This is a genomic window from Aequorivita aquimaris (assembly GCF_001573155.1).
GTDB lineage: Bacteria > Bacteroidota > Bacteroidia > Flavobacteriales > Flavobacteriaceae > Aequorivita > Aequorivita aquimaris.
On the sequence record NZ_JRWG01000001.1, the window covers coordinates 77,129 to 89,456 of the forward strand.

The window sequence follows — 12,328 nt, forward strand, 5'->3', positions numbered from 1 at the left end:
TTAATTCATAGATTTGGTTTGTCTTATTTATTTAATCACTTTTAGAAATAAATAATTTAAAAATAAAATATAAACTATATCCTTCAGCGGGGTAAATAGCATACCTCTGTTCATAGAAAGAGCAGATGCAAGTAAGATCAATGTAATAAGTACATAAATTGGGTCCTGTAAAATTGTACGATTATATACTTTACCGCTCCAACACCCAAAAAGCAGCATTATCAAAAAGGTACCATACAAACCAAAGTTGATATAAATATCCGCCAATATTTCGCTTCCTTCGCCATAGGAAACAAATCTGCCTTGTCCTAAATATGTGAAAAAATTCGCCGATCCTGCATAGATTCGAGGGATATTAAATAAATCTAAAGTGGCAGAGCCAGCAAAAGGAAAAATACCAATGCCCACAGTAGCAAAAGTTAGTCCGTAAAGATAGGGGTGGCTATTTGGGACCACATCCAAAGCTCGATATTGTATTCGAACCGAGGATGCGAGTTCATTGGTAATGTTCACTTCCTCCTGATCCTGAAAGGACGAATACCCTCTGGTTATAATATTTCCCTCATCAAAAGCAGAAGCATCCCTACCTCTTCCATAACGGATTATTGTAAAAACAAATGCTCCCAAAAGAGTATATAAAATCAGATTTCTAACTGGTATTGGCTTTACATAGATAGCATAAGCCCCTAAAAATATTAATGCAACTTGCATCACAGGCCCTCTATCACCTGTGCGCAAAAATAGAAGTGTATATAAAAATAAGACAATAAAGAAAATTTTATTGGCAGAAAAGGATTTAATAACATCTTTTATACGGGTATTAGAAGGCAATTTTTGTATAAAATAAAAAATTCGTAAGTAAAGTAAAACTCGCAATAAAAGAAATATATAATTTGCCCCTTCCCCCCACACATTAGTATTATAAGCTCCGGATAAGAAAACTGGACCCACTAAGAATAAAAAAACTACGAACGAAAGAAATAAAAGACCATCATAAATCCAAAGATTTACAGATACCGTTGCGGAAGTAGTTTGAGCAATACTTTTTTGCTTTGGATATTTATATAATGAAAACCCCAACATCCATAACACAATAGCCACTACACTCATCCAGGTTGCAAAATTCACCACGGCCTTGTTCAACCAAATAAAAGACGGTCTTTCGGGTTCCATCCCCAAAGATGCTAAAAAAGGAATCTGAAAATGAACTATGGTATAGCCAATTAGAAACATTACATCAAATCGTAGCCAATTTGAGGTATGCTTAGATTGTTGATAGAGGAAATAAACTACTGAGATTAAATACAAAATGGAGATAAGAAAAATATAATTTGCATTGAAATGTTCAAACCTATCAGGGGTAAGAAAAATCAATAAAAGTAACACCAGTAAATACAAAAAGTTTTTCATAAAACTTTTCCTAAAATTTTAAATTTCCATATTTAATTTCACTCATTCTTAAATTAAATTATTTCTCAATTTCAGAATAAACATACATAATCTTGCCCGTTCTCGTCAAATTAATTTTATCGGCAAATATCACATGGATTTGAGAATGAGGTAATTCTTTATTAATCTTTTTTAATATGCTTTCCAATTCACTTTCTTCGTAATCTTTGTTTTTCACTATATATAAATTTAGAACAGAAATAGATTTTTGAATTAGTTGAAATGATTTAATCCCCTTTTTATTAAAAAATAATGTTGTGAAAAACTGTCCATCTATTTTAGTGCCGTCATTTCTATAAATCACACCTAGTGTTCGTCCAATCACTTTTTCCATTTTTAACACCCCCCACTCCATATCATCACCTTTAACTGCACGGTCGCCAATTTTATATCTCAACAAGGGCATATAAAAATTATTAAGTGTTGTAATTACTATTTCGCCTTCTTCTCCCTTTTTCACAGGATTGTTATCATCATCCAGTATTTCCACAAAAACATTGTCAAACATCACGTACATTCCTTGCAGACCCTTAACTTCCGTTGCAATTGCAGAGACTTCTCTTGATCCATAGAAGTTATATACATAAGCAAAGTTAAATGCTTTACTAATTTCTTTGCGCATTTCAGGATACAACGGGCCTGTAGTGCAATGAATAGTCGGTTTAAAATTTATTTTAATCGAATTCTTATTGATATATTTTGCAATATCATAAAGGGAGTGTACATAGGCCTTAATAAACAAAGGTTTTTTTTTATTAAGAATTTTTACGTAATATGCAATGATGGAATCATTTAGAACAAAGGTGTTAAGAGTAGTTTTATTATGAATTAGAGATTTGATATTAAATTGATTGTTTGAGTTGTACATATCTCTTTCTGCACCCCATAAATCGGCAGATTTATCATAAAAATTTATACCATTTAAGTGTAAGGCATAAAAATAATTTACTGTTCCACAAATACCTTGATCTTTTGTTTGATAAAACTCTAAGGGTTCGCCGGTTGAACCACCAGAAGTATTTTTGCGCACCTTTTGCATTTTAGAATAACTATCATTAAATAACTCATTACTCTTGGTTCTAATAATATCTTTTGTAAGTACGGGGATTTTTTGAAGATCTTTATATGAGAAATTATTTGGGTCGATTGACACATTCATATTTTTGTAATAAGGGACTTGTTCAAAAGCAGTTTTCAAAACTTTTTTTAACTTATCGAGTTGATGTACTCTTTTAGTTTCAACATCCTGAATATTCAACTTTTTTAGTACTTGTAAAGACCAATAAATTTTAGGTGTAAATATGAATTTATAGGTAAATGAAATTAAATTATTTATCATCGTATTTATATGGTTTTATAAATAGCACTTTTAGCCTCATAATGCTAAATCCAAAGCTCTTAAAAACTTTTTTTTGATGTACCGCTATTTTCATTTTTTTAGAATCTCATTTAAAAATACTTTTGAAGCATCTCTATGTGCCTCACATCTCAATAAATTAAGATAGAGAGCAGAAGCCTTTTTCTGAGGTTTGAGTATTCCAGTTTTATTCAACACCGCCTTTAAATATTTATTTTTGACAAAGGTGGAGGGAGACCAATAACTTGAGTAGGTTTTTGTTCTTTGTTTTACAAAATATTCCCACGAATTTTTAAGGGTTGCGAAATCTTGAATTTCACTACTGTACGTAGCAAATCTTTTATCTATATTCTCTTTTGCTTTACCAGATAATAAACTTAACCCAAAATTATCTTTGTTTTGAATAACTGAAAAGTGAGAAGTTGTAACTTTTCCTTCATTAATTTCAATTTCCAATACTAATCCAGTATACCAATCATTATAAGTACTTGGTTCAGTAAATAAGAAATTACCTAAACTGTAATAAATCGGTTTGCCATTATGTATTTCCCTCCCACTGATACAATGCGTATGATGTCCTATAACCATATCAGCTCCATTATCTATATAAAAGCGATATTGCTTTTGCATTCGAGGGCTTGGCAAATTATAAAATTCATGACCTCCGTGAACAATTACAAAAACAAAATCACTTTTAGATTTTGCTTCTTGAATTTGTTTTGCATCGTCTATCAAATCCATGCCGTTTGCCCCAGCTGTAATTTCTGTAGCAGAAGCCCATTCATTCTCGGCCATATTAATGATAGCGATTTTACCTTCTGCAGATTCTATATAAAAAACTTTTGAAGCTGTTTCTTTATTTTTTCCCGCTCCTACTGTTGCTATTGAATTTTCTTGACAGAACCTTAAGGTATCCAACACTCCTTGTTGGTCATAGTCCAGTACGTGATTATTTGCTAATGTAACTAAATCAATTTCCAAAACTTTTAAAACAGCGAGCGTACTCACTTTATTGACTTTTAAATGAGGTCCCGTTTTTATAATTTTTGAATTGCTGTTGGTTACAGGCGCTTCTAAATTCACAATATTATAATCTGAATTTTGAAATAAGCTAATTATCTCCTTATTGATATTATCAATTGGATAATCTATATTAATGACAAAATCACCGGTTATTAAAATTTTCATATAGCTAATATTTTAAGATATCTGAAAAAGATATAAAGCCTTTGTGCTTTTTCTTTAATTTAATAAAATCTTCTATTTTTCTTTGCTTTATGAATGATTTTAAAACATTTGAAATTTGCTTATTATAGTAAGCCTTTTCAGAATCAGTACTATTATCTAAGAATTGATAATTATAAACTCTACTTTTTTCCAGTATAAATTTCAGGTCACTTCTATTTTCAGCCTCACAACGATAAATAGCTGTAATTTTCTTAGACCTTATAAAAATATATTTCCTGCCAATTCTTCCCCATAATTCTAAATCTTCTCCTCTATTTAATAAAACATTAAACCCTCCTATTTCATCAAAGATAGAATTATGGATACAAGTTACCGAGGTCCAAAAAAAATGATGTTTAATTGCTTCTTTAAAATAATCTTCAATTATAATAACTGAATTATCCTGAATCATTGGAAGAGTGTTATTACTTCTAACATAAGAAGTACAAAACACTTTATGTCGTGAATAATCACTTATCATTTCTTTAAGAGTCATTAAATGCTCCTTCTCCCACAAATCATCCGCATCCAAAAAACAAATCCATTCGTGCTTTGCGTGTTTAATTCCTGTGTTTCTAGCAGCAGAAACACCTTGATTTTCCTGATGGATCAAACGAATTCTATCATCTTTGATTTGCTCCACGACTTCTACACTTTTATCGGTAGAACCATCATTTACAATAACAATTTCAAAATCTTTGTAAGTCTGATTTACTACAGATTTTATAGTGTTAAAAACGCTTAATTCTTTATTATATAATGGGATTACTACGGTAAACATTTTAAAAATTTATTGCAGTGAAATTTATTCTTGCCTTTTCAGTCATTTCTTTAATATGTTTTGGTTTACTATATATACTAGGATTATTTACTATCTCTACTATCTGTTCGGCTTTTTTATTTACATCAAATTCACTATTAAATAATCTATACATATTATTATACCCTACATTATTAAGAAAATCACCACATTTTCTATGATATTCGTTTAGCATAAAAGGCACTTCTGCAAAACAAGCAAAAATTGCTGCATGCAACCTTGTTGAAACTACTAAATCACATTGCGCTATGGACTCCCAAGTTAGTTTTGTATTTTTATTGTAATAGAAAATCTCAAAATTTTTAGGCGAAGCCTTTTCAACAGTTTCTGTAGTCAGTTTTAAATCTCCATATTTAGGATTTCCATTTATTACGTAAAATCTGAAATGAAAATTACCTAATTTGTCTAATTTCTTAATTAAATCAATTAGCATAGTATTTCTTTTTATTTCCATTGAAGAATTCATTCCTACTTGATGAGATTCATAAGGACATACGCTAATACCAATTATTTTAATTTGATTATTTTTTTTTTGAAATAAATAATTATAAATCTCTGGAAGCAAGGCGGCTAAATCGAAGGCATTGATAGGATTATAGGGCAAGTCCCATTCTGAAACAATATCGTATGAAGCTTGGTCTCTAACGGCGAGAAAATCCATATGTTTTAAATAGGATTGAATTGCTCTTTCGTTCTCGATAGATTTAAATGGACCAATCGATACACCAATTGCTCCATATTTTAAATCCTTACCATTTTTTTTTCTTTGAACCGCCTTATACCTTATGTTAGAAGGACTTAATCGGGAATGTATAGTTGAGCCACCAGCATAAATAAAAGCTTGTGTATTGCTTAATAAGCAATCTGCCTGTAAAGAATAAGTCTTTGGTATTGTCAATGGGTAACCACTGACAGGAAACAATGTTTTAGGAAGATTCTCAGATTTTGCAAGAAATCTGTTATTTGTCTTATTCCAATATTTATTTGCACCCCAAGAAGCCACTTCTACAAAAGCATCATCCCCTGTGTTTTGTTGTCCATAATATCCAGTAAATAATATGTCTGAATTAAATATCATATTCTATTTTCTGATTAAATTTCTAATAACTTCAATTATCTGTTTTTCAAATGATAAAACAGAAAATACATATAAGGCACCATAAATGGTGGTACCAATTAATATGTTTGCTATTAAATAGGACGTATCTGTGTAGGGCAATACAAAAAAACAAATTATACCTACTATAATTCCTATTAGATAAAGCAAACTTATATCCTTTAACTGTTCCCAAACTTTATAATTAATCAGTCGTCCAGAAACAATCATATTAACCATCACAAACAAATAAGAAACTACTGTTAAAGAAATCACTAAGGGCATAATGCCAAATGGTAGGGCTATAGCAATAGCAGCTACACCAAGAATCTTTTTGATTACTTCAACTTTTAAAAACAAATCGCTCCTTCCCTTTACCTTAAGGATATTAAGATTGTAACCACTAATAGGGCGCACTATAGAAGCAATCGCTAATATTTTAAAATAAGGTACTGCAGGCATCCATTTTTCACCAAATACCAACAAGAATAAATCATCTGCTACAAGAATTAAAATAAACATTACTGGAATTGCTACGCTCAAAACCAGTTTCATCGTTTTCTTGCAAGCATTTTTTAATTCCTTGTCGGTTTCAATTTTAGCAAACATTGGGTATGTAACTTTTCCCAATACACTACCAATTTGGTTTACTGGGAACAATCGCATTGATTCTGCTTGATAGAAAAAGCCAACTTGAGCTGGACTAAAGAATTTCCCAATTACAATATTATAAGCATTATTATATATTCTATCCAGCAATCCCGAGAGTGTCATTTTATAACCAAAATTAAAATGATATTTTAGTTTGCTTTTATCTATGATAAAAGACGGCCTCCAATCGGTCATTAGCCAATACTGCAAACTTAAAGCTGTTACTTGTGCCAAATTCAACCAGACCAAACTCCACACCCCATAGCCCATTAAAGCTAAAGTGACTCCCGTTATAGCTCCAATTACCGTAGATGGAATTTGAAAGGTCATTTGCTTTTTAAAATTCATTTCTTTAGTGAGTTTTGCCACGTGAACTGCTGAAAAAGCATTAATCACAAACATTAGAGCAAACACCCTAACTATTTCCGTTAAAATAGCTTGATCATAAAAATCAGCAATTAATGGAGCACAAACAAAAACAATTAAATAAACAAAAATACTTACCGATAAATTAGTCATGAAGACTGTAGAGTAATCTTTGTTATCAGCATTTTTAGTTCTTATCAAAGAAGTGGTCATCCCACCATCCATTAGCATTTGTCCAATTGAAACAAAGATGTTAATCATCGCAATTAACCCAAACATTTCTGGCATTAGTAAACGAGCCAAAACAATTTGCACTCCAAAATTGATAATTTGCACAGAAAATTGCTGTGCAAAGGTCCATATTACGCCACTGATTGCTTGTTGCTTTAAGCTCATTTTAAAATAATTAAACTAAACTTCATTCTCCCAGCTTATATTAGTGTTTCTTAATGACTTTCATATTGTAGTCATTAAAATTTAAAACCAGTGCTATACTCGTCTCAAAAATTTTTAAGCCCGCAAAGATAACTAACCGCTATCGATTAACTGCCAAATAAAACCGATTAGATGTTAATTGAGTGGTAAAAAATTTACTACGTAAGTATGCCAATGTCTTATACTGGAACAAATTATACAGCAGCGAATGCAAAACTAAATCTATGGCTAATCATTCAGTGATTTAAAACTTTGATTTTTCCCTATCGCCGTATCTCCTTAAACTGCACCGCCTTCATTTTTGCCTTCATTCTCTTATGCGGCAAAAAGGCAATCTTTAAACCTTTTATAAATTCTTTTTTAAAATCCTTTGGTGCCGCCACTCCCTTACTGCTAATGGTGGCCCGAAAAATCCCCAAATTCGGTAGGCTTACGGTTTTTCCCTCCATAAGCGTTTCCCCCATGAGATCGGCCAGATGGTATAATAGCCGCTCGCAGTCCACCGGATGCAATTTGCTGCGCTCGCTTAAGCTAGCAATTAGTACCTCCTCCTCCAGACTGCCAACTTTTATGGCGGTCGCGTAATAGAAGTGTTCTTGTGTTTTAAGCGTGTCTTTTTTTTGGGTCAATTTAAAGGGAAACATATTCTGAATTTAAGTTACGTATCCAAGATACAAATTGTTCCAAAATGGCCTATTGCCAAATTCCCATATAACCACATTTCTCTCGAATGTAAGTTATTTAGGTGCAGCGTTCAGTGAATGACGGATTCTGGCTTTGTGGGATAAGGATTGTTAATAATCGCTTTGTGGTCTTCTGCTGATAGAATTTTGCCAATGCTGTTGTGGATGGAGTAGATAAGTTCTAACTTTATACCATAAATTTCGGTTAACAAACCGGGACTTATTTTCAGAACTGCCCAGAAGAACTCGCAATTACTAGCTGCCTGATTTTTTTGGGCTTTTTCTTTTTAAGAAGGTTTTCCCTCAATGCTTCGCTTTTGAGAGCAGTTTTGACGTTTAATTAGTTGTTGACAAGTTGTTTATAAATTGTTTATTACCATAACCTGCCCATGTATGATTTCAGAAAACGGAGCGGCTTAAAATGGCTTTAAAAGAGAAAAAGCAATCAAAAAATGTGGGATTTTTAAAAGTGCTTAGGGATTTTTTGGAACTGCCTATGAAATATTTTTATTCGCTTAGCGAATTTTGGGAAGGGCGTAGCAGTTTAAGAAAAAGATGTAGATGTTTTTTATAATGGCGCGTAGTTTTTCTAGAATTAAAATCCCGGGAAAGAACGTTCCCCGGGACTTATTTTCAGAAATGTAAAATAGAAGAATGACGCAATTACTAGCTGCCCGTCATCCTATATCTTACGGTTTTCAGGAATGTCCGGAACCGTGGTCCTGGCCTGAAGTTTACGTGTGCAGACCGTACCGCGGCCACATTCAGATCTTCCTGCACGTCCGTACCTTCTGATCGCACGCCAATCTGGAAATTGCCCAAGGTACCCAGTTGCACTACCCTTCCCATTGCCAGTTCGTCCATCACATTGTGCTGGAGGGCATTGAGAACGGCAAGGCAATCAGCTTCCCTTACGGTACATTGGTTAGACACTAAATACGCCAACCTTTGCAGATCGGTGATGCCCTGCGAAATAGCCTGGGCATAAAATTTGGGCGGAGCGGCCACATCTTGGGGATTCTTACGCTCCATTGGCTTTAATAAAACCATATAGAATTAGTATTTCGCCTTTCGGCGGTCGCCGCTTCATTGCATTGACATCGGCAAATTAAGAAGAAATACAATTCTTTTTGAAAATAAATTTTAACACTTATCAACAAAAAAATTCTTGTTTTTTATGGTAAAAAGTGGTAATTAACGCGCGAAATATTTATTAACGAAAATTACAGGGTTTTATATTTGTAAATCAGCTACTTAACCTTTTACAATTAAAATTTGGGAAGATTAAATGTGCATTTTTATAGATGAAGTGTGCGATCCTTTTAAAAAAAGACTGTTGAATATTTACTGGGAGACAATAATTTTTACTACCTAAAAGCTCCACAACAGTTCATGCCTATGATGAAATGTTAATAACTTGATAGCCAGCAACGCTAAAAACAGCCTATTGGCAATTTTTTTGAACAAATTTTAAAGCCGAACCAAAAACCTTTGGATGAAAATTCCCCAAAACCTTCTTCCCCAACCCTAAAGGGAGAGGTTTTGGGGAATTTTTAAAGCCAAACCAAGAAACCCCATGAAAAACTCCCTTTAGGGCCGGGGCAAATTCTCGTAGGGCTTCGCTCCCAAAGCCTAAATCCTAAAAAACATTTCGAACGGAAAATTCCCCAAAACCTTCTTCCCCAACCCTAAAGGGAGAGGTTTTGGAGAATTTTTAAAGCCAAAATAAGAAACCCCACGAAAACTCCCTTTAGGGTCGGGGCAATTTTTCGTGGGGTTTCGGCCTTCTCCCTTTAGGACCGGAGCAAATTCTCGTCGGGTTTCGCTCCCAATGCCTAAACCATAAAAACCAAATCAGACGGAAAATCCCCCAAAACCTTCTTCTCCAACCCTAAAGGGGGAGGTTTTGGGAAATTTTAATGACAAACCAAGAAACCCCACGAAAAACTCCCTTTAGGGTTGGGGCAAATTTTTCGTGGGGTTTCAGCCTTCTCCCTTTAGCGCCGGGGGAATTTTATTGGACTGGAGGATCCTTTAAATATTTTTTATGATCTCTACTAATCTGCAAATTACCTCATCAATATGATTCTCCACATCATAGTTCGTAAAACGGACAATTGATATTCCCATTGCCTCAAGGGCCGCAGTTCTATGTTCATCAATTATTGTTTGATCACTGGCGTCGTGATAGGGACCATCGATCTCAATACCTAATTGTAGCGAATGACAGTAAAAGTCCAATATATATAAATGCTGAGGATGCTGTCTCCTAAACTTTAACCCCTGCAATTTTTTATTCCTTATCCTTTCCCAAAAAATTTTCTCGGCAACCGTCATATTTCTCCTTAATACCAAAGCTTTGACAAAGCTGCTTGTAGGCGCACCCTTGAACATTCCGTGATGATAAGAAGGTCTAGATTTTCCCATTCAAATAATAAAACCTAAATATAATGATAAATACTATTGAAGAAACCCCACGAAAACTCCCTTTAGGGCCGGGGCAAATTTTCGTGGGGTTTCGCTCCCAAAGCCTAAACCCTAAAAAACACTTCGGAAGGAAAATTCCCCAAAACCTAAACCATAAAAACCAAATCAGAAGAAAAATCCCCCAAAACCTTCTTCCCCAACCCTAAAGGGAGAGGTTTTGGAGAATTTTAATGACAAACCAAGAAACCCCACGAAAAACTCCCTTTAGCGCCGGAGCAAATTCTCGTAGGGTTTCGCTCCCAAAGCCCAAACCCTAAAAACCAATTCAGAAGGAAATTCCCCAAAACCAAGAAACCCCACGAAAAACTCCCTTTAGGGCCGGAGCAATTTTTCGTGGGGTTTCAGCCTTCTCCCTTTAGGGCCAGGGCAAATTCTCGTAGGGCTTCGCTCCCAAAGCCTAAATCCTAAAAAACATTTCGAACGGAAAATTCCCCAAAACCTTCTTCCCCAACCCTAAAGGGAGAGGTTTTGGAGAATTTTAATGACAAACTAAGAAACCCCACGAAAAACTCCCTTTAGGGTCGGGGCAATTTTTCGTGGGGTTTCAGCCTTCTCCCTTTAGGGCCAGGGCAAATTCTCGTAGGGCTTCGCTCCCAAAGCCCAAACCCTAAAAACCAATTCAGAAGGAAATTCCCCAAAACCAAGAAACCCCACGAAAAACTCCCTTTAGGGGCGGGGCAAATTTTTCGTGGGGTTTCAGCCTTCTCCCTTTAGCGCAGGGGCAAATTCTCGTGGGGTTTCGCTCTCCAAGCCTAAACCATAAAAAACTCCGAGCAGAAAAGTCCCCTTTGGGGATTTAGGGGACCGGGCTATGACCAATTTTCGTGGAGATTTAAGACAATTCTAATACCCCTAATCAATACCAGTCAGCGTGATATTTATTCTCTCCTAAATAGTACATAATCCCAATACTTACAGTAACGAAACTACCGCTAACGCTTTCAAAATTTGGGTCCAAGAGCGCTCCGTTATAAGCGTAATGCTGTTTTAGGTTGGTAATATAACTTAGGTCGCCAATAAAGGCAAAACTCTCACTCAATTTAATTTGCCCGGTAAGTCCTACCATTATATTTCCTATATGTTCAGTACCGCTAATAGTAGCGGGTTGCGCAAAGGTTATCCCTCCGCCCACGTGTATCAATAGTCCTAGGCGCTCCCTTAGCCGGTAACTCACATTCAATAATCGGCCTACGTTGGCCACACCTTCAAGACCCAATCTGTTTAAACTTATGCCTATTTCAGTATCATCCGGATTGGCAAAGCGGTTAAAGCCATAATGCCCTTTCACGCCAAACTTGTCACTAAACATATAGCGTCCACTTAATTGGAACTGCTTAAACGCTATATACTTTTTACGCGATATCCCGTCATTGGGCGCAAGTGGCACGTGAATACCGGTGGAAACTTCAGCAGACCAACGATTGTATTCACCGTTCTGGGAAAAAAGACTAAATGTGAAAAATAAAAATAAAGGAAATAGGTAGGTACGAAGTGGGGATAAATTCATTTTAATTATTTGCGGTTAAGTTCTTTACAGCGTTGCAATTTATCGCGGGGCAGCCACAAATTACAAGCACTCACAAAGATTGGGGAACCTTGTGGATGCCGGAGCAAGATAAAAATATCTTCTCAAAAACACCAAATTTATCTTAGAAGTTGGACAAATTATTTTTAAACCACTTAGAATTAGATAAGTGGGATCGAGGGATGTCATTCCAAACCAAGTTAAAAGAAGGGTGTGATTTTAGCTAAAATCC

General features: G+C 34.8%; 10 protein-coding genes. All 10 read right to left on the minus strand.

Translation table 11 applies throughout. The annotated features are described in order from the left end of the window. Positions 1-27: 27 nt before the first annotated feature. Positions 28-1,410 carry an O-antigen polymerase gene (locus tag LS48_RS00335; RefSeq protein ID WP_062618834.1) on the minus strand — a complete coding sequence of 461 codons (1,383 nt, stop codon included), beginning with the start codon at positions 1,408-1,410 and terminating at the stop codon, positions 28-30. A gap of 58 nt (positions 1,411-1,468) precedes the next feature. Then, positions 1,469-2,788, minus strand: coding sequence for a phenylacetate--CoA ligase family protein (locus LS48_RS00340; RefSeq protein WP_062618836.1), 1,320 nt, complete (start codon positions 2,786-2,788; stop codon positions 1,469-1,471). Positions 2,789-2,878: 90 nt separating this feature from the next. Next, complete coding sequence (locus tag LS48_RS00345) at positions 2,879-3,994, minus strand: CapA family protein (protein WP_062618838.1); 1,116 nt, start codon at positions 3,992-3,994, stop codon at positions 2,879-2,881. A gap of 4 nt (positions 3,995-3,998) precedes the next feature. Then, positions 3,999-4,814, minus strand: a complete 816-nt coding sequence (locus tag LS48_RS00350) for a glycosyltransferase family 2 protein (RefSeq protein WP_062618840.1) — start codon at positions 4,812-4,814, stop codon at positions 3,999-4,001. 1 nt (position 4,815) lies between these two features. Further along, positions 4,816-5,931, minus strand: a complete 1,116-nt coding sequence (locus tag LS48_RS00355) for a polysaccharide pyruvyl transferase family protein (RefSeq protein WP_062618841.1) — start codon at positions 5,929-5,931, stop codon at positions 4,816-4,818. 3 nt (positions 5,932-5,934) lie between these two features. Continuing rightward, positions 5,935-7,362, minus strand: a complete 1,428-nt coding sequence (locus tag LS48_RS00360; RefSeq protein WP_062618842.1) for a lipopolysaccharide biosynthesis protein — start codon at positions 7,360-7,362, stop codon at positions 5,935-5,937. A 302-nt stretch (positions 7,363-7,664) separates the two neighbouring features. Next, entirely contained in the window at positions 7,665-8,045 is a 381-nt protein-coding gene (locus LS48_RS00365; protein WP_062618843.1) for an HU family DNA-binding protein, read from the minus strand. A gap of 705 nt (positions 8,046-8,750) precedes the next feature. Further along, positions 8,751-9,134: an HU family DNA-binding protein gene (locus LS48_RS00370; RefSeq protein WP_062618844.1), complete on the minus strand. Its 384-nt coding sequence runs from the start codon at positions 9,132-9,134 to the stop codon at positions 8,751-8,753. A 984-nt stretch (positions 9,135-10,118) separates the two neighbouring features. Continuing rightward, positions 10,119-10,511, minus strand: a complete 393-nt coding sequence (locus LS48_RS00375) for an endonuclease domain-containing protein (protein WP_078056350.1) — start codon at positions 10,509-10,511, stop codon at positions 10,119-10,121. Between the two features lie 916 nt (positions 10,512-11,427). Next, complete coding sequence (locus LS48_RS00385; RefSeq protein WP_062618849.1) at positions 11,428-12,078, minus strand: hypothetical protein; 651 nt, start codon at positions 12,076-12,078, stop codon at positions 11,428-11,430. Between the last annotated feature and the right edge of the window lie 250 nt (positions 12,079-12,328).